The following is a 22,152-nucleotide window of genomic DNA, read 5'->3' on the forward strand; positions in this document are numbered from 1 at the left end:
CGGCGCCGGCCGGGCCCGCCTCAGAGCGTGGTGCACACCGTGCCGTTGAGGGTGAACGCGGCCGGTGTCACGTTCGGCCCGCTGTAGGCGCCGACGAAGCCGACGTTGACCGTGCCCCCCTCCGCGGCGAGGAGGCCGTTGCCGTCCAGGTTGGTCACCTTGACGGTGCGGCCGGTCTCGGTCCAGGTGGCGTTCCAGCCGCCGTCCATCCGCTGCCAGCTCGTCGGCCACTCGTACGTGAGCGTCCAGCTGGTGAGCGCGCGGGTGCCGGTGTTGGTGATGTCCACACTGGCCACGTAGCCGCTGGACCAATCTGTGGTGTACGTCCACTTCACCGTGCACGTGCTCTGCGCCGGTGTGCCCGTGGTGAAGGTGAGCGGCGGCGAGGCCCACGAGACGTTGCCGGCGGTGTCGCGGGCCAGGACGTTCACCGTGTACCGGCTGCCGGGCCGCAGGTTGCCGACGGTAAACGAGGTGCCGGGCGTCTCGCCGAGCTGCTCGCTGACCGCGCCGAGCTGGCGGTGCACCTCGTACTTGGCGATCGGATGCGCGCCGGCGCGCCCGGCCGGCCAGCTGATCGTCGCGGTGCGGTCGGTGACGGCGCTCGCGGTGGGCTGGCCGGGCGCGGTGGGCAGGCCGGTGACGGCCCGCTCGGCCTTGCTCGTCAGGACGGTCAGCGAGTACGGCGGGAGCGTCTGGCTGGTCGCCGTGCCGGCCTGGGCGGTGGCGATGCCGGCCGCCCCGTTGGCGTACGTGTGGACGGTCACCGCGCCACCGGCCGGCGCGAAACCGGCGTAGTCGATGGTGACGTCGCGGGCGCTGTCCGGGTCGCGGTTGAGCAGCAGCACGTTGACGTCCCCATTGGACCTGCGGACCGCGTGCGCGGTGACGAGCGGGTCGCTCGTGGCGGCGCGGACGAACTGGTCGCCGGGGCGGGCGAACGTGTTCATCAGGGAGAGACCGTGGTAGGGCGCGAACGGCGTGTTGAGCGGCGGCTCGCAGGTCGTACCGTCCGGTGTGCACGTGCCGCTGGAGAACATGCCGAAGTCGCCGTAGTCGGTCTGGCCGGCCACAGTGGACACGGTGCCGATGCCGTTGTGCACGTTCCACCACTGCACCGTGAAGACGCCGTTCGCGAGCAGCGTCGCGTACGCGTCGGCGAGGAAGATGGCGCCCGGCTGGGTGTTCTGGCCGACGCCGACGTTGGTCTCGGTGAGGCTGATGCCGATCCGGCCGGAGTTGGCGCCGGCGTACTTCGCGATCTGCTGCCGCACGATGTAGAGCGCGTCGACGAGGTGCTCGGTCTTGCCCATCGCCTCGGCCGCGCTGGGGCCGCCCGGGTACCAGTGCAGGTCGACGAAGTCGATCTTCGGTCCGGCGATGGAGAGCACCACCTGGTTCCAGCTGCCCGCGTCGCCCTCGGCCACGACCGCGTCCGGCCAGCCCGCCGGGATCGTGAGCACCGCGCCGACCTTGATGCTCGGGTCGACCGCCTTCATCGCGTCGGCGTACGCGACGACCTCGTTGGCGTACTGCCGGGGGCTCTTGTCCGGGTGGTCGTCCGCCTCCCAGGCCGCGCCGTAGTGGCCGTTGCCGTAGTTCTCGTTGCCGACCGTCCAGTACTTGACGCCGTACTTCTTGACCACGTTGGCCTGGCGGACCCAGCCGGCGGCCTCCGCGGCGGTGCCGGTGCCGTAGTTCGCGATGATCATCGGGGTGGCGCCGGTGCGCCGCACGCCGGCCATGAACGTGTCGAAGTCGGTGTTCGGCGCGACGTAGCCGCCCGGCGCGGTGTGGTCGGCCCAGTGGTAGATGTCCGCGTACGAGCCGCCGGGGTAGCGGCGCATCGTCACACCGGCCGACTTGAGCAGGTCGGCCACCGCGTTCGTGCCGAGCTCCTGGTCCCAGATGGCGTCGTTGATGCCGAGGCCGGTGGCGGGCATGGCGGCGAGGCCGGCCCGCGCGTTGACGGTGACGGTGGCGGGCGCCACGGCCGCGTGGGCGGCCGGCTGGCTGATGCCGGCGAGCGCGCCGGCGGCGAGGAGGAGTGCCGCGGCGGACGCCGCGCGGCGAAGCATGGGGTATCTCATCGGTCAGACGCTCCGGGGACATGACGCATCGGCAGGGATGACGCACAGCTGGTGAATGCGGTCGAAGGTTGCCCTGCCTCACGACCATGTCCGGCTCTGGACCGATAGCAGTATCGATCGAGCGCCTTCACTTGGCAAGCGCCCCGCCGGCGGGATGCTCAGGGCCAGCGGTCCAGGCGGATCCAGCGGTAGCCGTAGCCGTGCACGTCGATGGCATCCGGGTCGACCTTGTCGCCGTAGTCGCCGTCGGCGGCGACGTTGAGCGGCGGGATGTCGCGGCGCAGGTGCGCGGGGAGCGCGACGCGGCACGGGTCGGGCGCGAGGTTGTGCAGGAAGAGTACGCAGCCGCCGGCGCCGCGGGCGCTGTGCGCGAGCAGGTGCGGCGGGCCGATCTCCAGGACGTCGTGGGCGCCGCGGCCGATCTCCTCGCACTCGCGCAGCGTGTGCAGCATCCGCTCGAACCACACCAGCAGGCTGTCCGGGTCGAGCCGCTGGGCGGTGACGTTGACCAGGTCCGCGCCGTACTCGCCGTTACTGATGACGGGCGTGACGAGGGCGGCCGCGGGCGCGTCGGAGAAGCCGGCGTTCGCGGTGGCCGACCACTGCATGGGGGTACGGATGGCGGTCCGCTCCGGCAGCGTCAGGTCCTCGCCCATGCCGATCTCGTCGCCGTACCGGATCACCGGCGTGCCCGGCATCGTGAACTGCAGGCTGTACGCCATCTCCAGCCGCCGCCGGTCGCCGTCCAGCATGGGCGCGAGGCGGCGGCGCAAGCCCCGGTGGTACAGGTGCATCCGCTCCTCGGGGCCGAACTCCGCCATCACCTCCTCCCGCTCGCCCGGCGTGAGCCGCTCCAGGTCGACCTCGTCGTGGTTGCGCAGGAACGTGGCCCACTGGGCGTGCAGCGGGAGTTCGGGCAGCTCGCGGAGGGTGGCCTTGAGCGGCGACGCGTCCTGGCGGGCCAGGCTCAGCATGATCGCCTGGTTGAGCCGGAACGCGAACACCATCATCAGCCGGCTCGCCGACCCGTCCGCCTCGCCGAAGTACTCCAGGAGTTCGCCGTCGCCGACGTTCGCCTCGGCCAGCAGCACCGCGTCGCCGCGCCGCCACGACAGCGTCTCGCGCAGCTCGCGCAGGAACGCGTAGTCGCGGGAGGGCGTCCCGATCTGCCCGTCCCGCCGGCTCTCGATCAGCATCGGCGCGGCGTCGACCCGGAAGCCGGCCACGCCGAGGCGCAGCCAGAACTCCAGGATCTTGCGGATCTCCCGGCGTACCGCGGGGTTGTGGGTGTTGAGGTCCGGCTCGAACGTGTAGAACCGGTGCCGGTACCAGGCCTCCGCCACGTCGTCGTACGTCCACGTCTCCGACTCGACGCCGGGGAAGACCTGCCCGTGCCAGCGGTCGTCCGGCTCGCTGTCGGACCACACGTACCAGTCCCGGTACGGGGAGTCGCGGTCGGCACGGGCCTGCTGAAACCACGGGTGCTCGTCGCTGGTGTGGTTGAGCACCAGGTCGAGCATCACCCGCAGCCCGCGCTCGTCGGCGTTGTCGAGCAGCTCGGCCAGGTCGCCGAGGGTACCCAGCCGGGGGTCGACGCCGTAGTAGTCGGTGATGTCGTAACCGCCGTCGCGCCGCGGGGAGGGGTGGATCGGGTTGAGCCAGACCGCGTTCACGCCGAGCCGGGTCAGGTAGTCCAGCCGGGAGGTCAGGCCCGGGATGTCGCCGTACCCGTCGCCGTTGGAGTCCTGAAACAGCCGGACGTCCAGCGCGTAGATGACGGAGTTGCGGTACCAGCGGTCCACCCGACCCTCCGCGGGTCAGGCCGGCCGGTCCGCGCCGCCCAACGCGTGGCGTAGCCGGTCCCGCAGCTCGTCGTCGATGGTCGCCTCGTCCGGGTCCGGGCCGCGGCCGGGCTCGAACACCAGCGCGTCCAGGTACGGGTCGCGGTTCTCGCTGTTTCGGGTCTCGATCGCCTCGTGGCAGCGGCGCCGGGCCGCATCCGGGTCCATGCCGTGCGCCACCACGTCGTGCGCGAGGTTGAGCGCGAGGATGTTGCCCTCCTCGTCCTCGCAGTGCGAGGAGAGCTCGCCGCGGGTCCGGTCGTACACGACGCTGCCGTTGAACCGGGCCAGGTCGGCGAGGCGTTCCATCGGCACCGGCTGCTCCACGACGTGCTGTACGACGTCGACGTGCTCGTGCGGGAAGCGGTGCGGGACGATCGCGCGGGACACGACGACCCGCTTCCACGGCGTCCGGTCGTGCCAGATCAGCGTGTTGGGGCTCGCCTCGTCGGGCGGCCCGTACTTGTCGGCGGTGACCTGGGCGGCGGCCGCCGCGCTCGTCGGCCACCCCTCGGTGAGCGGCGCGGTCATGCCGGCCGCCCCGTGCCGCGCGCCGACACCGTCGGTACCTCGTGCGGCGCGACCGGCCGGTCCTCGTCCGCGGTGCCCGCGCCGGTGCTCGCCGGCTCGAAGGCGAAACCGCTGGTGTACGCCTGCGGGCGCCCCATCAGGTGGCTGGCCACCATCTCGGTGTACTCGCGGCGTGCCTCGTCCACCCCGATGCGGCCGCTGACCAGGTCGTGGGCGAGGTTGACGGCGAGGAAGTTGACCGCCTCGACGTGGCAGGTGGCGGCCACCTCGCCGCGGGTCCGGTTGACCCGGATGCTCCCGTTGAACGCGGCGACGTCGGCGGCGCTCTCCCGCGGCACCTCCAGGTCGACCCAGCTCTCGATGCGGTCCTGGTGCGGCTCGGGGAAGTGGTGCTCCGACGCGTCGCGGTTGACCACGATCCGCTTCCACGGCAGGGGGTGGTTCCACACCAGGCGCCTGGGCATCGTCTCGTCCGGCGGCCCGTACCGCTCGGCGGTGCGCCGCGCGGCCTCCTGGGCCTCCTCCGGCCAGTCGCCCACCACCCGGTCCAGCGTCTCTGTCACGGTCGATCCTCCGTGTCTGCGTGCTCCGCTCCCGGGTACCCAGCGGGCGCCGGCCCATTCCCGCCGCGCCGGCCCGATCACCCCGACCGGGCGATCCGCGCTCACCCCCGCCCGGCGAACGCTCGTGGCGTCTCAGCCGCGCACGGAGAGGACGCGCCGGTGGAGGATGCCGATGCCGCGACCGTCGTCGTCGGCCTCGTCGCCTCGCCGGGGCCGGCCGCGGAGATGGCGCAGACGCTGGTCGACGGGCTGGCCGACCAGATGGGCGACCGGCTGCCCGGTGCCAAGTGGACGATCCGGGTGGTGGCCGACCGGCTCGTCGACGGCCCGGCCCCGCTGCACCAGCTCGTCTCGTGCACCCGGCGCCGCCTGCTCGACGGCGGCTGGCAGCTCGCCGTCTTCCTCACCGACCTGCCATTGCAGACCGCTCGCCGCCCGGTCGTCGCGCACGCGAGCAGCGCGCACGGGGTGGCGGTGATCTCCTTGCCGGCGCTCGGCGCGGTGGGCGTACAGCGGCGGGCCGGCGAGGCGATCGTACGGCTCGTCGCGGTGCTGGTCGGCGACGGCGACACGCCGGTCGACGTCAAACCGGCCCGCGCGAACGGCGGCAGGCGCCGGGACGCGCTGCTGCGCCGGCTCCGCGAGCTCGGCACGGTGGCCGGCGACGACCGCGGCGCCGGCGTGGTCGCCGGGGTGGTCAGCGGCAACCTGCGGCTGCTGGTCGGCATGCTGCGCGCCAACCGCCCCTGGCGGCTGGCCGTCGGGCTGTCCCGGGCCCTCGTCGCGGCGCTCGCCGCCGGCGTGTTCGCGCTGGTCACCAACGACGTCTGGCAGCTCGCCGACACCTTCGGCTGGGTGCGGCAGACGCTGGTCGGCGCCGGCTCGGTGGCGGCCGTGGTGCTCACCCTGCTGCTCGGCGCCGACCTGTGGGAACGCGCGCCGCCGCGCCCCACCGACCGCGAGGTGGCCCGCTCCACCCGCGAACAGGTGATCCTCCTCAACTCCGTCACGGTCACGACGCTGCTCATCGGCGTGTTCGCGCTCTACTGCGCGCTCTTCGTCATCACGCTGCTCGGCGTGCTGCTGCTCGTACCGCCGGGGCTGCACGCCAGCACGCTGGGCCACCCGATCGGCTTTTCCGACCAGGTGGAGCTGGCCTGCCTGGCCAGCGCGCTGGCCACCCTGGGCGGCGCGCTCGGCGCCGGGCTGGAGAGCGACGAGACGGTCCGCGAGGCGGCGTACGCGTACCAGCCGGACCGCTCACTGACGGACTGACGGCACGGCCAGCGCGACGAGGGCGGTGGCGATCCACTCCCGGTACGCCTCGACGGTCCAGCCGCGCTGCCCCACGAGGAGGCCGTGGAGCAGCGGCGAGCTCAGCGTCCAGATCGTGTCCCGCAGGTGGCCGACCCGGGACAGGTCCGCGTCGCCGCGTTTGGCGGCCACGGCCGTGGCGACGTAGCCGGCGCCGGTGAGCCGCTGCCGGTCCAGGTCGGCGACGAGCGCGGCGATCTGCGGGTCGGCGTCGGCCGCGGCGTGCGCGACCGCGTAGATCGGGCCCGCCCGCCGCCCGGCGTCGGCGATCACCTCCGCGTACCGCCGGAGCGCCTCGGCGGCTGACGGCGCCTCGTGCACCCGCCGCAGCACCGGCTGGTCGCCCGGCCCGCCGGCCTCGGCGTCGTCGCCGAGCGCGTCGCCGACCGCCTCCTTCAGCAGGTTGACCTTTGACTTGAAGGCCGCGAACACGGTCGGCGTGGAGACCCCCGCCTCCTCCGCGACCTGGGCGATCGACGTGACGGCGTATCCGTGCTCGCGGAAGAGGCGGGTCGCCGCGCGCAGGATCCGCTCCCGGTTGGCCAGCGCCTGGGCCCGGCGGCCGGAGGAGTCGTAGCGGCGGCGGCCAGCCGGCGGGACGATCATTCGGCTACCTTACGCTCTATTAGATATAGAGCTAATTAAATCAATCTGGTACGGCGTACGCGTCCCGAGTGGACGGTCGGGCGGAGATGGAACGGGCCGTCCGATCGGGCCAGTCCGCGCCGCGCGGGTACCCGCCAGACTGGGGGCCGGGCGGCCAGACCGGGGGATATGGCATGAGGATTCTGTTCAGCGGCTGCCCGGCTTACGGGCACCTGCACCCGATGCTTCCACTCGCCCGCGCGGCGGCGCGCGGCGGCCACGACGTGGCGGTGGCGACCGGGCCCGACCTGGCCGAGCACCTGGCCGACCGGGGCTACGAGACCTGGGCGGTCGGACCGACGTTCGCCGAGTCGTGGGACGAGCGCAACGCGGCACTGCCCGACCTCGCCACGGTGCCACCGGAGCGGCACCTGTCGCTGGACATCGGGCCGCTCTTCGGCGCCTCGGCCGTCAAGCGGGCGGTCGACCTGGTGCCGAGGGCCCAGGCGTGGCGGCCCGACCTGGTGGTCCACGAGACGGTCGAGTTCGCCGGGGCGATCGCCGCACATCGCAGCGGGGCGGCGCACGTCACGCACGGGATCGGCGTCCCGCCGCCCGGGCCGGTGCGGGCGGCGCTCGGGTCCGCGATGGGCGAGGTCTACGAGCGGTGGCACGCGCCCGACCTCCCCGCCGAGGTGCTCGCCGCGCCCTATCTGGACATCGCGCCGCCCGCGCTGTCACCCCTGGGCGAGCCGGCGTTCGACAACGTGGTGCCCCTGCGCCCGTACCCGGGAGAGATCCTCCCCACCGACCGGCTGCCGGCCGCCCTCGCGGCCCGGCCCACCGCGGACATCGCGTACCTGACCTTGGGCACGATCTTCCACAGCGCGCCCGGCGTCTTCGAGGCGTGCCTGGCCGGCCTGCGCGACCTGCCGCTCGACGTGGTGGTGACCGTCGGTCGCGACGGCGACCCGGAGCGGCTCGGGCCGCAGCCACCGTCGGTGCTGGTCGAGCGGTACGTGCCGCAGGCGCTGCTGCTGCCCCGCTGCCGGCTGGTCGTCTCGCACGGCGGGGCCGGCACGATGCTCGGCGCGTACGCGCACGGGATCCCGCAGCTGATCCTGCCGCAGGCCGCCGACCAGTTCCTCAACGCGGAGGTGGCGCAGGCGGCCGGGGCGGCGATCGCCCTCCAGCCCGGGACGGTCACGCCGGCGGCGGTGCGCGCGGCGGCGCTGCGGCTGCTCGGCGAGCCCGGGTTCGGCACGGCCGCGCGGGCGCTGCGGGCGCAGATCGAGGCGACGCCGGGCGTCGACGACGTGCTCACCGCGCTCAGCCGGAGCGCGGGCGCTGCCTGCCGTCGGCGGTGAGGGCGGCGCCGACGAGGGCGATCGCGGCGGTGACGGTGGTGCCGTCCGGGCCGGTCTCCACGACCACGTCTTCGCTGAGGCGGCGCACGATCCAGAGGCCGCGCCCGCCCAGCGCGGTCGGCTCCGGCGGGCGGGAGCCGGCGGCCGGGTCCGGCATGCCCGGGCCCTGGTCGCTGATCCGGCAGCGCAGCAGGTCGCCGTCGCGCCACAGCCGCAGCCGCCCGGTGCCGCCGCCGTGCCGGATCGCGTTGGTGGCCAGCTCGCCGCCGACGATCAGCAGCCGTTCCACCTGCTCGGGGGTGGCGCCCAGGTGGTCGGCGTGCGCGGCCAGCGCGGCCCGCAACGCGTACAGCCCGTCCGCGTCGAACTGGTGGTCCACGGCGACCGCCTCGGGACCCATCGTCGGCGCCGGCCCGGCCCGGTCCCGGGCGGGCGGGTCAGCGCTGGTCATGGCCGGGTACTACCCGAAGCCGCGGCAGGTCACGCGCGCCGAGGAGGTCCAGCATCCAGCGCACCCGTCACCCACGCCCCGCTACCGTTCCGCTGCCAGTCACGGCGATCGTAGTCCCGCGGTGGATGTCGGGCTGGTCCCGCGAGTGACACGGTGGGGGTTGGAGGTCATGTCATGACACAGCTGACGACCACCGTCCGCATCGGCCCCGGTCACGTACAGCTAGCGCTGGTCGGTGAGATCGACCTGTCCAGCGTCGAGGTGCTCCTGCAGGGCCAGGGCGAGGCGCTGGCCGGCGCGGCGAGCCGGAGCCTTCCCGGCGTGGTCGTCGACCTCGGCCGGGTGACGTTCCTCGACTCGACCGGCATCGGTGCCCTGGTCGGCGGCTTTCGCGAGGCGTCCGCGGCCGGCCTGACCTACCGCCTGGAAAACCCGCGCGGCGCCGTCGCCCGCGTCCTCGACGTGTCCGGCGTCCTGCCGACGCTCGCGCCCCGCCCCCAGCCCGCCTGAGCGTCCTGCGGCCGTCACGCGCCGCTGTCCGGCCCGAAGACGAGGTGCGGCAGGAGGAGCCGCATGGTGGCGGCGGCGTGCTCCGAGGCGAGGGCGTGGTCGCGGTGGCCTTTGGCGGCGTCGGCGGCGTCCGAGATCCCCCGGATCGTGAGCCAGCCGTACGTCGGGCTTTTGCCGGTCGACCGTTCGTGGAACGCCTGGGCGACGCCGGCCGCCTCGGTCTCGACCGCGAGGATCTTTTCGTGGAAGGTGCCGAGCCAGCGGCGGATCTCCGAGTCGACGTCGGTGATGACGGCGTCGCCGGAGCCGATCGGGCCGCGGTACATCCGGAACGGCGTGCCCTCCGGCGTCCTGGCCTCGCGCCCCGCGGTCAGGAAGAACTCGTTGAGCCGATGGCCCAGCGCCGCCGTGACGGTGTGGGCCTGGCCGCGGCGGTGCGGGCCGTCGGCCGCCTCCCGGCGCGCGTCGTAGTAGATCACCTGGTCCGAGATCACCACGTCGCCCACCTTCACGCTCGGCTGTACGCCGCCGGCGATGCCGACCAGCAGGACCACGGCGGGCTCGTACGCCCGTACCAGGCGCTCGAACGCGAGTCCGGAGGTGCGGGGGCCGCGGTCGAGCGTCTGCATCGCGGCGAGCCGGATCTCGTCTCCGCCCGCCGGAAAGCGGGCCTCGTGCACCAGCGGCCCGTCGTTGTCGAGCCGCCGTGTCCGGTAGCCGTGCATCGACCGCAGGACCTCGGCGACCGCCACCATCTCCTCCTCGATGACGGTCAGGACGCCGACGTCCGCCCGCCGCCGTTCCTCGCTCCGCCGCTCTTCGTCCCGCCCGAACGACTGCCCGGTCACCGGCCCGTTGAAGATCTGGTCGCCGCGCCCGAAGTGACCGATCCCGATGTTCGTGGGTGCCATGCCGTCTGGTCCTCTCCGGTCACTCGGCGGGTTGCGCGGGCTGGGTGGGCTCGGGCATGCGCTGACCTACCACCTGGTCGTGGAAGGTCATGTCGCCCTGCCCGAAGTGGCCGACGCCGATGTTCAGGACCGAGGCCGCGCTCGCCCGGTACTCCGTGGTGTCCACGTCCCGCTCGTCCAGGAAGTCGAGCACGTGTGCGATCACCCGGCGCTCGATCAGGCGCTTGAACTTGAAGACGTCCTGACGCTGGGTGAAGTTGCGGAGCTTGTCCTTGGTGCCGATCTCGCGCACGCTCGTACGGGTGCCGTAGTCGTACCGGCGCCGGGACAGGCCCATCCGGGCGGCGCCGTGCGAGGCGCGTCCGAGGCGGGCCACCGACTGGATCAGGCCACCCGGTGCTCGCACGATCGTGCGCGGCGTGGCGGTGAGTCCACTTCGGAGCGCCCGCATCCACGCGCCGGGCCCGGTGCCACCCTCGATGTCCACGGTGCGGTACCACTCGTTGGGCGGGGCGAGGAAGGTGGTGGTGACCTCCAGGTACAACGACCGGCCCTGGAGCGCCACGTGGACGTGGACCGTCGTCACGAGCGCGCCACGCCAGGAGACCACCTGGCAGGCCAGGTAGTGCCGGGCCGGCATCGTCGGATTTCGGATGATCTCCGCCATCTCCTCCGGCGAGGTCGTGAGCGTGCGGTGGCCCCACTCGCGGGCGGAGAGAAAGACCCGGTCCTCCACCCGCATGTCGGGGATCCGCTGCTCGGCCACGTCGGCGGAGGCCAGCGCACCGAGGTGCGTCCTGAGGTAGTCGACGAGGTCCGCCGCGCTGAACGGTGACTGCGCGAACTCGCGCTCCCCTTCGAGGGGCGCCAGGACGCGATCGACGACGTTGTCGGGTGGCTTGCGAACCAGCCGCTGGGCGAAGCCCCACGTGCTCATCACCTCGCCGGACCCGATGAACGGCTCGAAGCCGCTGTAGATCACCGTGTTGCCGTGTCGCTGCTCGTCTATCTGCCGCAGCCGGCTCGACGGCCGGACGGGCGGTGCCGGCCGCCCGAGGGTGAACTGCTCGATCCTCTTCTGGCGCCACAGTGCGTAGGCGGCCGGTACCAGCAGGACGACGGCGGCGAAGAGATAGCCCGCGCTGCCGCCGAGGGAGAGGGCGGGCCCGCCGTCATCCGGGCCGCCGAGAAGGGGCGAGGCGGTGGCGGAGACGACCCTGCCCGCGATGGCGGCCAAGCCGAGCCCCAGCATCGTCCATCCCAGGAGCAGGACGAGCCCTCGGCCCGGGCTCACGGTGGTGTCGACGGCCGTGCCGGCGCGCACCCGGCCGACGAAGTCGCGGATCAGCCGCCAGGCGGAACGCGCCGCTCTCAGCAGGATGAGTGTCGCGGCGAGCGCGACGATCGAGAGCCAGTTCAGGTACGCGGCCAGGCAGCCGGCGAGGACGATACCGGCGTCGCGGAAGATGGTCAGATCGCGTGCCCGCAGGCACTGGTCCAGCACCACCACCACGTCGAATCCGTAGGAGGGCGCGACGAAGCGCCTCTTCTGGTGGTAGACGTCGCGCAGGCAGCGGTCGCGGAAGTGGTCGTCCAGGTAGGCGCCCACGCAGAGGTGGCGGGTGGCGTCGGACATCTCGGGGCGGTCGAGCGAGGGCGCCGGCGAGATCGGCTCGACGGGTGGCAGGAGGCGCTCCATCGTGCGGCGGGACATCTGGCCCTCCTGGTGGGGGTGGCGGCGATCTATGCCAGGCTGCCGACGAAACCGGCTGGTGTCGATGGCGCGTGTACGTGATAGTGGCGGGCCATGGGGACATCGCACGTCATCGAGACCGGCGGCTCGACGCTCCACGGCTACTTCTCCCGCGACTACCCGCCCGTCCTCACCGTGGACCCCGGTGACTCGGTGCGCTTCTCCACACTGGACGCCTTCTGGTTCGCCGGGCCGTACAGCGGCGGGAGCCTCGACGACCGGCCGCGCAGTGAGCACCACCGCGAGGGGTACGGGCACGCGCTCGTCGGGCCGATCGCGATCCGGGGCGCCGAACCGGGCATGGTGCTCGAGGTCCGCGTCGACGCGGTCGTGCCCGGCCCGTGGGGCACCACGGTGGCGGGTGGCTGGCCGAGCGTCTTCAACCAGCGGTACGGCGAGGTCGACGAGCAGACCACCCAGGCCTGGGACCTCGACGCGGCGGCGCTGACCGGCCGCAACCAGTACGGCCACACGGTCGCGCTGCGCCCCTTCCTCGGCGTGATGGGCATGCCGCCGGCCGAGCCGGGGGAGCACTCGACGACGCCGCCCCGCGCGTACGGCGGCAACCTCGACTGCCGCGAACTGGTCGCGGGCAGCACGCTCTACCTGCCGGTACCGGTGCCGGGCGGGCTCTTCTCCGCTGGCGACGGGCACGCCGCGCAGGGCGACGGCGAGGTCAGCGGCACCGCGATCGAGTGCCCGATGGAGCGGGTCGAGCTGACGATCGCGAGGACGGATCGCCCCGGTAGCCTTCAGGGGCGGCCGTAGGTCTCCAGCAGGCGCAGCCAGACCTCGTTGATCGTCGGGTAGGCGGGCACCGCGTGCCACAGCCGGTCGAGCGGCACCTGGGCGACCACCGCGATCGTCGCGGCCTGGAGCAGCTCGCTCACGTCCGGGCCGACGAAGGTGGCGCCGAGCACCACCTTGCGGTCCTCGTCGACGACCATGCGGGCGGTGCCCTTGTAGCCGTCGGCGTGGACGCTCGCCCCGGCCACGTATCCGATCTCGTAGTCGACGGCGCGCACCCGGTAGCCGGCGGCGGTGGCCGCCCTGAGCGTCAGGCCGACCGACGCGACCTCCGGGTCGGTGAACGTCACCTGCGGCACCGCCTCGTGGTCGGCCGTCGCCACGTGCGTGCCCCACGCGCCGTCCGAGACCGGCCGCCCCTGCGCCCGCGCGGCGATCACGTCGCCCGCCGCCCGGGCCTGGTATTTGCCCTGGTGGGTGAGGAGCGCGCGGTGGTTGACGTCGCCGGTGGCGTACAGCCAGTCGAAACCCTTGACCCGCAGCGTGTCGTCGGTCTCCAGCCAGTCGCCGGGCGTCAGGCCGACCGTGTCAAGACCGATGTCCCGGGTACGGGGTGTGCGGCCGGTCGCGACCAGCACCTCCTGCGCGGTGATCGACTCGCCGTCGCCGGTCTCCAGCGTGACCGACTCCCCGGCGCGGCGCACCCGGGTCGTCCCCGTCTGGAGCAGCACCTTGGCGCCCGCGTCGCGGAGCGCCTCGGCGACCATCTCGCCGGCGAACGGCTCCATGCCGGCCAGCAGCCCGCCGCGCGAGATGAGCGTGACCTCGGTGCCGAAGCTCGCGTACGCGGTGGCCATCTCGGTGGCGACCACGCCGCCGCCGATGATGGCGAGGCTCTCCGGCGTGACCTTGGCGCTGGTCGCGTCGCGGCTGGTCCACGGGTCGGCGTCGCGGAGGCCGTCGATGTCCGGGATGAGCGGGTCGGAGCCGGTGGAGACGACCACCGCGTGGCGGGCGCGCAGGAGCACCTCGCCCCCGTCCGGCGTGCTGACCGTGACCTCCTTGGCCGCGGTGAATCGCCCGTGGCCGCGGACGACCGCGATGCCCGCGCCCTCGGCCCAGCGGACCTGGCTGTCGTCGTTCCAGTCGTGGGTGAACGAGTCCCGCCGGGCCAGCACCGCGGCCACGTCGAGGGCGCCGGTGACCGCCTCCCTGGCACCCTCCACCTGCCGCGCGGCGCGCAGCGCCTGGGCCGGGCGGAGCAGGGCCTTGGACGGCATGCACGCCCAGTACGAGCACTCGCCGCCGACCAGCTCGTGCTCCACGAGAGCGGCGGTCAGTCCACGCTGGACCGCACGGTCGGCGACGTTTTCACCGACCGGCCCAGCACCCAGCACGATGAGGTCGTACTCTTTCGCAGCCACGCCCGTGAGGCTAACCCCCGCCGTCGCGGATCAGGGAGACGGCGGGCGTGTCGGCCGGGGTGTCGCCCCCGCGCATCCTGACCGAGGATGGGTACGTGTTGCGGATCGTGCTGACCCCGGGTGACCTCGCCAGAGTGCGGTTCGAGGCGGAGCCCGGGCCGCTGGTCGACACGGGCCTGGCCGCCCGCGCGCTGCGCCGGCCACCCGCCGCGCCGCTCGTCCACTGGCACGCGGCCATCCGGCCGGCGCTCGGTGAGCGGGCCGGCCCGCTGCTCGCGCTCACCCCGCCGGCGGGTCCGACCTGCTCGTTCGTGCAGCCGATCTGCGCCGACCTCGACGCGGGGCTCGACCTGGTGCGGGCCGCTCCGGCGCAGGTGATGCGGGAGGAGATCGCCGACCTGGTCACGCCGCCGACCGGCTGGCTGCGGCGGCTGGCCGGCGGTGACCGCGCCGCTCGGGCCGACCTCCGCGCCGCGGCCGCCCAGGTGTACGCGGCGGGCGTCGCGCCGGTGGCGGCACACATAGCCGCCGACCGCGAGGCCGACGTCTCGCGCCGCTCGGCGGAGCTTGGCGTCTCCGGCCTCGCCTCCGCCCTCCACGGCCTGCACCGCACCGTCGAGCTGCGCGGTCACGAGCTGCTGGTACGGCGGCCGTTCTCGTTCACCCACCGGTCCGACGGCGGTGGCATCGTGCTGGTGCCGTCGCCGTTCCTGGTCGACGAGGTGCGGGTCGTGGCCGGGCCGGGCCAGCCCACCGTGATCTTCTACCCGACCGGCACACCGCTGCCCAGCCGCGACGGCGAGGCCCCGGAGGACGCGCTCGCCCGGCTACTCGGCGGCACCCGGGCGGCCGTGCTGCGCGCGGTCGGCACCGGCTGCGGCACGGTCGAGCTGGCCCGGCGGGTACGGTCCAGCCCGGCCACCGCCTCCGAGCACGCTGCCGCGCTGCGCGCCGCCGGTCTGGTCGCGACCACCCGCGCCGGTCGGGGTGTACGCCACTGGCTCACCCCACTCGGCGCCCAGTTGCTGCACCGCACCACTCGGCCGGCCTCGAGCACTCGGCCGCCCTCGCCATGAGCGAGGCGGCGGCCGGCCCCCGCCCGGGCGGGACGCGGCCGGCGCGTACCGGTGAGCGCCGGGGTCAGACGCGCCACACCTCCGCCTCGGCCAGGAAGGCCGACGACCCGGGGCGTTCGGGTGTGCCGCCGAGTTGTACCTCGCCGGGGAGCGCCCGCCCGCCGACCGTGATCGCCGCGGTGCGCATCGGCGCGAGCACCAGGCTCAGCGAGTGCGCGGTACCGGCCAGGTCGAAGTCGTCCGTGCTGAACGTGCGGCGGTGCAGCACGCCACCCATCCGCACCCGCACGTCCCGGGCCCGCGCGTCGAGACCGGTGGCGAGGTCGAGCGTGACCTCCACGTCCGCGCGCCGCACCTCCGGCTCGGGCCACGGGACGCCCGCGACCTCGGGGAAGTTGCGGGTGAAGTACTGCGACAGCCAGTAGCCGAGTTCCCGGTCCGTCGCCAGCACCTGGACGCGGCCGTCGTGCCACACGACGACCGCGCGGCCACTGCCGCGCTCCGACCACCGCACGATCCACACCGACGCGAACGCGCTGAGCTCCTCGCCCCGCACGAGGCTGACGCCGGGGTTGGCGCCGACCAGCAGTACCCGCCGGTCGGCCGGGTCGGTCGCCGCGGCCGCGGCGCGGCCGGGCAGGGCGACGGCTGCCGTCGCGGTCATTCCCGCGGCGTAGGCCAGCATGGTGCGACGTTTCATCGGGTACCTCCACATGACAGCCGGTCACCCCCGTGTGGACCGGTTCTCGCCCGACACCCTGCGCGCCCCGGCCCGCCCGGCTCAACCATTTCGGCCGTCGCCGAAACGCCCGGGCGCGTTTCGGCGCGCGGGACGGCTGGGCAGGATGGAGGCATGGCCTACGTCAGCTCCACCGGTGAGTTCACCCGCGACCAGCGTTACATCGCCACCCGCGTCACCGCCGACGGGCGGGACGGGTACCCGGTGGAGCCGGGCCGCTACCGGCTCGTCGTCAGCCGCGCCTGCCCGTGGGCGAGCCGGGTGGTCATCGTCCGGCGGCTGCTCGGCCTCGAGCCGGTGCTGTCGATGGCGGTCGCCGGGCCGACGCACGACGCGCGGAGCTGGACGTTCGACCTGGACCCGGGTGGGCGCGACCCGGTGCTCGGCATCGAGCGGCTGCGCGACGCGTACCTCGCCCGCTTCCCGGACTACGACCGCGGCATCACCGTGCCGGCGATCGTGGACGTGCGGACCGGCCGGGTGGTGACCAACGACTACGCGCCGATGACGCTGGACCTCTCGACACAGTGGCGGGCCTACCACCGCCCCGGCGCGCCCGACCTCTACCCCGAGGCGCTGCGCGGCGAGATCGACCAGGTCAACGACGCGGTCTTCGGCGACGTCAACGACGGCGTGTACCGGTGTGGCTTCGCCGGCGGCCAGGAGGCGTACGAGGAGGCGTACCACCGGCTCTTCGCCCGGCTGGACTGGCTGTCGGAGCGCCTGTCCGGCCGCCGCTACCTGGTCGGCGACACGATCACCGAGGCGGACGTGCGGCTCTTCACGACGCTGGTCCGCTTCGACCCGGTGTACCACGGGCACTTCAAGTGCAACCGGCAGAAGCTGAGCGAGATGCCGGTGCTGTGGGCGTACGCCCGCGACCTCTTCCAGACGCCCGGCTTCGGCGACACGGTCGACTTCGACCACATCAAGCGCCACTACTACGAGGTGCACCGCGACATCAACCCGACCGGCATCGTGCCGGCCGGGCCCGACCTGTCCGGCTGGCTGGCCCCGCACGGGCGGGAGGCGCTGGGCGGGCGGCCGTTCGGCGCGGGCACCGCGCCCGGCCCGGTCAGCGACGCCGAGGCGGTGCCGCCGGACCACACGCCGCTGGCCGGCTGAGACCGCGCGCGGGCCCGCGCCGTGGGAGAGCGCGGGCCGGGGCGGCCGCCGGGGTCAGGCGTCGGGGATGCGTCCCACGCCCGCGCCGGTGGTGACCAGCGAGGGTACGGAGGCGGCGCTGTCCGGCGTGTAGGAGTAGTACGCGCGCGGGTCGGCCACGGTGCCGCCGCTCTCGCAGGTGCCGGATCGGACGAAGGCGTTGCCCCGCTCGGCGAGGCGGCCGGGTGCCGAGTCCGCGTACCCGCTCACGGAGTGGCAGGGATACGCCACGTCCTCGAAGTAGTTGGCCTCGACGAGCACGCCCGCGTTTTCGGTGGAGGCGACGCCGTAGAGGCCGATGCCGCGGTAGTAGTTGTTGTACACGTGGACCGGCTCGCCGAAGCGCACCCGCGGGTGGCGCTGGTTGGAGCCGTCGAAGTAGTTGTGGTGGTACGTGACCTTGAGGTAGCCGATGTCGTCCGGGTACGAGTCGGAGTGCCCGAGCAGCATGCTCTTGTCGGTGGCGTGGAACCGGTTCCAGGACACGGTCACCGCCGTCGACTTGCGCTTGACGTCGACCGAGCCGTCGAAGCCGGGGTAGAACTCGTTGTGGTCGATCCAGACGTGATGCGATCCATTGTGGACGCTCACCGAGTCGTCCGAGGCGTCCCGGAAGGTGATGTTGCGGACGATGACGTTGTTGCCGGGGCGCGTGGTCGTACCCAGCTGGAAGCCGCCGCCGACGATCTCGGCGGTCGATCCGACGCCGATGATGCTCTTGTTCGCGACCACGGTGACCATGTCGTCGACCGCGATCCGCCCGGCGACCCGGATGACGTACGGGGTGTTGGCGCCGGCGTACTCGGCCAGCTCCGCCGCGCTCGTGACGGTGACGGTGGGGCCGCCCGCGCCGCCGGTGGTGCCGGTCGCGTGGCCGTCCGCTTGGCCGGGCACCGGCGTGGGGCCGGCTGCGTCGGTGACCAGCACGCCGTCGAGGGTGGCACTGGCGGAGCCGTTGTGGCGGTAGGCGGCCGAGCCGTCGGTGACCACGGACCAGTTGCCGCCGGAACGGGTCCAGCCGCCGGTGCCGCCGGTGAAGTCGGCGCTGAAGAGCGTGGCGGCGTGCGCCGACGGCACGCCGACGACGGTGAGCGCGGCGACAACCGCGCTGCCGAGGGCCGCGGCGAGCAGCGCCCTCCGTCCTTTGTGGGGCATGGGCGCGCCTCCTGTCTCGCGGACTCAACCTGGTGGAAACAACGTTAGGAAAGCCCTTTCCCAAGGTCAAGCGAATCGACGTGCAGGAATGTTGCAGTCCGCGCCCCGGGCGTCTTTCAGACATGGTGTGCCCCGGTCGCGCCGAAACCGCGACCTCCGCTGCCGGCTCCGCGACCCAAGCCCACCCCGAGGTCGCCCGCCCGGCGGCGGCGCGGCGGTGACGTGTCGTGGACGCCCGGACCCATGCGGCCGCCGGGTCCCCGGTGGCGCACCCGGCGAGCTGGTGAGGACGCTCTCACGGAAGTCTCAGCCCGGCCTCATGCCGCCCGCCGACGCTGAGCCCGTGACCGTACCGATGTCCGCGCTCCTCCTCGTCGCCCTCCTGGCCGCCGCGACGGCCGCACTGGGCGGGACCCGCACGCTGCGGCGGCGGTTTCGTCGCCCGCGGCTGATCCAGGCGGCGGCGCTCGCGTCCGCGGCGCTGCTCGTGCCGCCGAACGCGCTCCACGCCGCCGCCGGCACGCCCGGCCCGGCCGCGGCACTCCTGCTGGCCGCCAGCCTCGCCGCGCTCTCCACGGTGGCCGGGCTCGCCGCCGCCCTCCGGATCACCGCCCCGCCGGCCCGGCTGCCGCGCCGGGTGCTCGCGGTCGGTGCCCACCCCGACGACGTCGAACTCGCCTGCGGCGGCACGCTGCTGCGGCTGGTCGACTCCGGCCACGAGGTACGCGTGCTGGTGATGAGCCGGGGCGGTGCCGGTGGCGACCCGGCGACCCGCGCCCGGGAGGCGACGGCCGGCGGCCTCTTCCTCGGCGTGACCGGGGTCGAGGTGCTCGACCTGCCGGACACCCGGCTGGCCGCCCACGAGAACGAGATGGCCGCCGCGATCGAGGAGGCGATCCGCCGGTACCGCCCCGACATCGTCTTCACCCACTCCGCCAACGACCAGCACCAGGACCATCGCGCCGTGCACGCCGCCACGCTCCGTGCCGGCCGCGGCCACCCCGCGCTGCTCTGCTACGAGAGCCCGTCGGCGACGGCGGACTTCCGGCCGAGCGTCTTCGTGGACATCGCCGAGCACCTGGAGGCGAAGGTCGGGGCGGTCGCCGCGCACCGGGGGCAGCGCGCCAAGCCGTACGCCCGGGAGGCCCGGGTCCGCGGCCTCGCCGCCTTCCGCGGCAACCAGGCCCGGCTGCGGCGGGCCGAGGGCTTCGAGCCGGTACGGCTGCCGCTCGTGGAAGAGTCCTGATGCCCCGGGTACTGGTGACCGGCGCGGGCGGGCCGGCGGGGACGGCGCTGCTGGCGGTGCTCGCCGAGCGGGGCGTGCCGGCGGTGGGCGCGGACATGCTGCCGCTGCCGCCCCGCGCCGGCGTACCGATCGAGCGGATCCTGCCCGCCGGCGCGCCGCTGTTCGAGTCCGAGGTCCTCCGCCTCGCCGCGCGCCACCGGGTCGACCTCGTGGTGCCCACCGTCACCGAGGAACTGCCGCGGATGGCCGCGCTCGCCGCCGCCCGGGCCGCGCCGCCGCGGATCGCCGTCGGTACGCCCGAGGCGGTCGCGGTCGCCGACGACAAGTGGCGCACCGTCCAGGTGCTCGCCCGCGCCGGGATCGCGGTACCCCGTTCGGTGGTCGCCGGCACGGCCGATCCGGTCCGCGTGCTCGGCCTGCCGTACCTCAGCAAGCCCCGCCACGGTCGTGGTGGCCGGGGGGTGAGCCTGCACCACGAGCCGGGCGGGCCGCGGACCACCGACCACGTGCTGCAGGAGTACGTGCCCGGCGACGAGTACGCCGTCCAGCTCTACGGCGCCGTGTCCGTGGTGCTGCGCAAGACGGCGCTCGCGCAGGGGCACGTGGGCAACGGGGTCGCCGTCGTGCGGGAGGAGCACCCGGACGTCGCCGCCGTGGCGCGGGCCGCGGTCGGCACGCTCGGGCTGACCGGGCCGGTCGACGTGGACGTGCGGCGCCGCGCCGACGGTACCCCGGTGGTGCTGGAGGTCAACGCCCGCTTCGGCGCCCACCTGCGCAGCGCGCCGGAGCTCGTCGACCAGCTGCTCAGCCCATGATCGACGCACTGCACGCCGTGGTGCTGGTCGCCGGCGTACCCCTCGTCGTGCTCGGCCTGCTGGAGCTCGCCTACTACCCGCTCGCGTTCGCCGCCGAGCTGCGCCGCCGCCACGATCCGGTCTTCGAGACGCTGCTGCCGAGCGTGTCGGTGATCGTGCCGGCGTACAACGAGGAGCGGGTCATCGCCGCCTGTGTCGCCTCGATCGTCGCCGACCGCTATCCGCGCAAGGAGATCATCGTCGTGGACGACGGCTCGACCGACGGTACGCTCGCCGCGCTCCGGCCGTTCACCCACTACGCCGACGTCACCGTGATCACCAAGGCGAACGGCGGCAAGGCGGCCGCCCTCAACGCCGGCCTGCGGTACGCGGGCGGGGAGATCTGCTGCTTCGTCGACGCGGACGGGATCTTCACCCGGGACACGATCACCAACCTGCTGCGCGGCTTCCGCGGCCCCGAGGTCGGCGGCGTCTGCGGCAACGACGAACCGGTCAACCTCGACCGCCCGCAGACCCGCCTGCTCGCGCTGCTCACCCACGGCACCGCGCTGGCCCGCCGCGCGCTCGCCCTGGTCGGCTGCCTCACCGTGGTCTCCGGCAACTGCGGCGCCTTCCGGCGGCGGGTGGTCGACGAGGTCGGCGGCTTCCGGGAGGGTTCGCTCGGCGAGGACCTGGAGCTCACCTGGCGGGTCCGCGCCGCCGGCCACCGCATCGCGTTCCAGCCCGGGGCCCTCGTGTACGCCGAGGTGCCGGCCACGCTCACCGGGCTGTGGCGGCAGCGGATCCGCTGGACCCGCGGGCTCGTGCAGACCGCCCGCCTGCACCGGCACCTGGTCGGCAGCCGGCGGCACGGGCGGCTCGGCCCGTACCTGGTGCACAACCTCGTCACGATGCTCGCCGCGCCGGTCCTCCAGCTGGTCGCCCTCGGCGCCGCGCTCGCCCTGGTGGCGGTCGGGCACTCGCCGGTACCGGCCAGCCTGCCCGCCGTCGCGGTCTGGCTCGGCCTCGGCGTCGCGCTGGTCAACGTGCTGGTCGCGGTCTTCCTCGACCGGGCCTGGCGGGACCTGCGCTTCCTCTACGTGCTGCCGCTGGTCGCCGCGTTCTCCGTCTTCATGTCGCTGGTCACCGCCACCGCCCTCTGGAAGGAGGCCCGGGGTGCGCCGGCCAGGTGGAACAAGCTCGACCGAACGGGTGTGAAGACCCGCACGGGTGACGGCCACCCGACACATAAAGATGTCTTCACCAACCGCTGAGGCCCGGCTTACGGACCCTCCGCAGACTCCGGAGTCATGGTCCAGGGTAGGAGCAGAAGGCCGGCCCGGCGCCGCGCCGTCATCGCGCTGGTGCTCGCCGCCTCGCTGACCGCCACCGTGATCGGTGTGCAGCCGGTGTGGGCGATGACGTTCACGGTCAACAGCACGGCGGACGAGGCGGCCGAGATGGCCCGAACCTTCAACGCGATGCTGGACCGGCTGGAGGCGGTCTTCCGCCGGGAGCGGGAGTTCATCGTCGACGCCAGCCACGAGCTGCGCGGCCCGCTCACCATCTCGCTGGGCAACCTCGGGCTGCTGGGGCACGCGGTGACCGACACCGAGGAGCGGCGGCGTACGGTCGCGCTGGTCTGCGACGAGCTGGAGCGGATGGGTCGGATCGTCGGCGACCTGCACCTGCTGCTGATCCTGGACATCGGGCTGCCCGGCCGGGGCGGCTTCGAGAACGTGATCGAGACACTGCGCGGCTTCGGCTACCGGCTGCGTACATGAGAGCCCTCTCATCCGCGCCTCATCGGGTGATCACGCTTCTCGGCCAGGATCGGGGGATGAGCGAGCGAATCATCGGGCACAGCGCTGTTGGTGCCTCATGCCCGCCC

The 22,152-nt window shown here is 73.8% G+C and carries 21 protein-coding genes; 10 read left to right on the plus strand and 11 right to left on the minus strand.

What is annotated here, in order from left to right; genetic code table 11:
• Positions 1–20: 20 nt before the first annotated feature.
• The 4 genes from RB614_RS07810 to RB614_RS07825 form a co-directional block, all read right to left on the minus strand.
• Positions 21–2,090: a cellulose binding domain-containing protein gene (locus tag RB614_RS07810; protein WP_308711703.1), complete on the minus strand. Its 2,070-nt coding sequence runs from the start codon at positions 2,088–2,090 to the stop codon at positions 21–23.
• Between the two features lie 158 nt (positions 2,091–2,248).
• Complete coding sequence (locus RB614_RS07815; protein WP_308711704.1) at positions 2,249–3,892, minus strand: alpha-amylase family protein; 1,644 nt, start codon at positions 3,890–3,892, stop codon at positions 2,249–2,251.
• 15 nt (positions 3,893–3,907) lie between these two features.
• Positions 3,908–4,462 (minus strand): hypothetical protein, encoded by a 555-nt coding sequence (locus RB614_RS07820; protein ID WP_308711705.1) that lies wholly within the window; start codon positions 4,460–4,462, stop codon positions 3,908–3,910.
• Positions 4,459–5,025, minus strand: a complete 567-nt coding sequence (locus RB614_RS07825) for a hypothetical protein (RefSeq protein ID WP_308711706.1) — start codon at positions 5,023–5,025, stop codon at positions 4,459–4,461. The genes RB614_RS07820 and RB614_RS07825 overlap by 4 nt, the downstream gene beginning before the upstream one ends.
• Before the next feature lie 159 nt (positions 5,026–5,184).
• Between RB614_RS07825 and RB614_RS07830 the strand changes: the two genes are divergently transcribed.
• Positions 5,185–6,300, plus strand: coding sequence for a hypothetical protein (locus tag RB614_RS07830; protein ID WP_308711707.1), 1,116 nt, complete (start codon positions 5,185–5,187; stop codon positions 6,298–6,300).
• Here the strand turns inward: RB614_RS07830 and RB614_RS07835 are convergent.
• Positions 6,286–6,945 carry a TetR/AcrR family transcriptional regulator gene (locus tag RB614_RS07835; protein ID WP_308711708.1) on the minus strand — a complete coding sequence of 220 codons (660 nt, stop codon included), beginning with the start codon at positions 6,943–6,945 and terminating at the stop codon, positions 6,286–6,288. The two genes, RB614_RS07830 and RB614_RS07835, sit on opposite strands and share 15 nt — an antisense overlap.
• Positions 6,946–7,118: 173 nt before the next feature.
• On the opposite strand from RB614_RS07835, the gene RB614_RS07840 reads away from it, so the two are divergent.
• A complete protein-coding gene (locus RB614_RS07840; RefSeq protein WP_308711709.1) occupies positions 7,119–8,291 on the plus strand; it encodes a glycosyltransferase in 1,173 nt (390 codons plus the stop codon).
• Here RB614_RS07840 and RB614_RS07845 read toward each other — a convergent pair.
• Positions 8,254–8,742, minus strand: coding sequence for an ATP-binding protein (locus RB614_RS07845; RefSeq protein WP_308711710.1), 489 nt, complete (start codon positions 8,740–8,742; stop codon positions 8,254–8,256). The two genes, RB614_RS07840 and RB614_RS07845, sit on opposite strands and share 38 nt — an antisense overlap.
• Before the next feature lie 174 nt (positions 8,743–8,916).
• Here RB614_RS07845 and RB614_RS07850 point away from each other — a divergent pair, with 174 nt between their 5' ends.
• Positions 8,917–9,252, plus strand: coding sequence for an STAS domain-containing protein (locus tag RB614_RS07850; protein ID WP_308711711.1), 336 nt, complete (start codon positions 8,917–8,919; stop codon positions 9,250–9,252).
• Between the two features lie 14 nt (positions 9,253–9,266).
• Here RB614_RS07850 and RB614_RS07855 read toward each other — a convergent pair whose 3' ends face one another.
• Positions 9,267–10,163 carry a 5'-methylthioadenosine/S-adenosylhomocysteine nucleosidase family protein gene (locus tag RB614_RS07855; protein WP_308711712.1) on the minus strand — a complete coding sequence of 299 codons (897 nt, stop codon included), beginning with the start codon at positions 10,161–10,163 and terminating at the stop codon, positions 9,267–9,269.
• Positions 10,164–10,182: 19 nt separating this feature from the next.
• Positions 10,183–11,877 carry a hypothetical protein gene (locus RB614_RS07860; RefSeq protein WP_308711713.1) on the minus strand — a complete coding sequence of 565 codons (1,695 nt, stop codon included), beginning with the start codon at positions 11,875–11,877 and terminating at the stop codon, positions 10,183–10,185.
• Positions 11,878–11,970: 93 nt separating this feature from the next.
• Between RB614_RS07860 and RB614_RS07865 the strand changes: the two genes are divergently transcribed.
• Positions 11,971–12,684: an acetamidase/formamidase family protein gene (locus RB614_RS07865; RefSeq protein ID WP_308711714.1), complete on the plus strand. Its 714-nt coding sequence runs from the start codon at positions 11,971–11,973 to the stop codon at positions 12,682–12,684.
• Here RB614_RS07865 and RB614_RS07870 read toward each other — a convergent pair.
• Positions 12,669–14,087 carry a dihydrolipoyl dehydrogenase family protein gene (locus tag RB614_RS07870; RefSeq protein ID WP_308711715.1) on the minus strand — a complete coding sequence of 473 codons (1,419 nt, stop codon included), beginning with the start codon at positions 14,085–14,087 and terminating at the stop codon, positions 12,669–12,671. The two genes, RB614_RS07865 and RB614_RS07870, sit on opposite strands and share 16 nt — an antisense overlap.
• A 47-nt stretch (positions 14,088–14,134) precedes the next feature.
• Between RB614_RS07870 and RB614_RS07875 the strand changes: the two genes are divergently transcribed.
• On the plus strand, positions 14,135–15,163 hold the full coding sequence (locus RB614_RS07875) for an ArsR/SmtB family transcription factor (protein ID WP_308711716.1): 1,029 nt from the start codon (positions 14,135–14,137) through the stop codon (positions 15,161–15,163).
• Positions 15,164–15,227: 64 nt separating this feature from the next.
• On the opposite strand, the gene RB614_RS07880 is transcribed toward RB614_RS07875, so the two are convergent.
• Entirely contained in the window at positions 15,228–15,863 is a 636-nt protein-coding gene (locus RB614_RS07880; RefSeq protein WP_308711717.1) for a hypothetical protein, read from the minus strand.
• A 153-nt stretch (positions 15,864–16,016) separates the two neighbouring features.
• On the opposite strand from RB614_RS07880, the gene RB614_RS07885 reads away from it, so the two are divergent.
• On the plus strand, positions 16,017–17,027 hold the full coding sequence (locus RB614_RS07885; RefSeq protein WP_308711718.1) for a glutathione S-transferase family protein: 1,011 nt from the start codon (positions 16,017–16,019) through the stop codon (positions 17,025–17,027).
• Between the two features lie 54 nt (positions 17,028–17,081).
• Here RB614_RS07885 and RB614_RS07890 read toward each other — a convergent pair whose 3' ends face one another.
• Entirely contained in the window at positions 17,082–18,221 is a 1,140-nt protein-coding gene (locus RB614_RS07890; protein ID WP_308711719.1) for a pectate lyase family protein, read from the minus strand.
• Positions 18,222–18,564: 343 nt separating this feature from the next.
• On the opposite strand from RB614_RS07890, the gene RB614_RS07895 reads away from it, so the two are divergent.
• From RB614_RS07895 to RB614_RS07910, 4 genes are read left to right on the plus strand one after another with little or no spacing between them, the layout of a single operon-like run.
• Positions 18,565–19,467 (plus strand): PIG-L deacetylase family protein, encoded by a 903-nt coding sequence (locus RB614_RS07895; RefSeq protein WP_308711720.1) that lies wholly within the window; start codon positions 18,565–18,567, stop codon positions 19,465–19,467.
• Positions 19,467–20,282 (plus strand): ATP-grasp domain-containing protein, encoded by an 816-nt coding sequence (locus RB614_RS07900; RefSeq protein WP_308711721.1) that lies wholly within the window; start codon positions 19,467–19,469, stop codon positions 20,280–20,282. Before RB614_RS07895 ends, RB614_RS07900 begins: the two co-directional genes overlap by 1 nt.
• Positions 20,279–21,535, plus strand: coding sequence for a glycosyltransferase family 2 protein (locus tag RB614_RS07905; RefSeq protein WP_308711722.1), 1,257 nt, complete (start codon positions 20,279–20,281; stop codon positions 21,533–21,535). The genes RB614_RS07900 and RB614_RS07905 overlap by 4 nt, the downstream gene beginning before the upstream one ends.
• Positions 21,536–21,571: 36 nt before the next feature.
• Complete coding sequence (locus RB614_RS07910) at positions 21,572–22,045, plus strand: histidine kinase dimerization/phospho-acceptor domain-containing protein (RefSeq protein ID WP_308711723.1); 474 nt, start codon at positions 21,572–21,574, stop codon at positions 22,043–22,045.
• Positions 22,046–22,152 lie beyond the last annotated feature (107 nt).

This window comes from Phytohabitans maris (genome assembly GCF_031085175.1).
Lineage (GTDB): Bacteria > Actinomycetota > Actinomycetes > Mycobacteriales > Micromonosporaceae > Phytohabitans > Phytohabitans maris.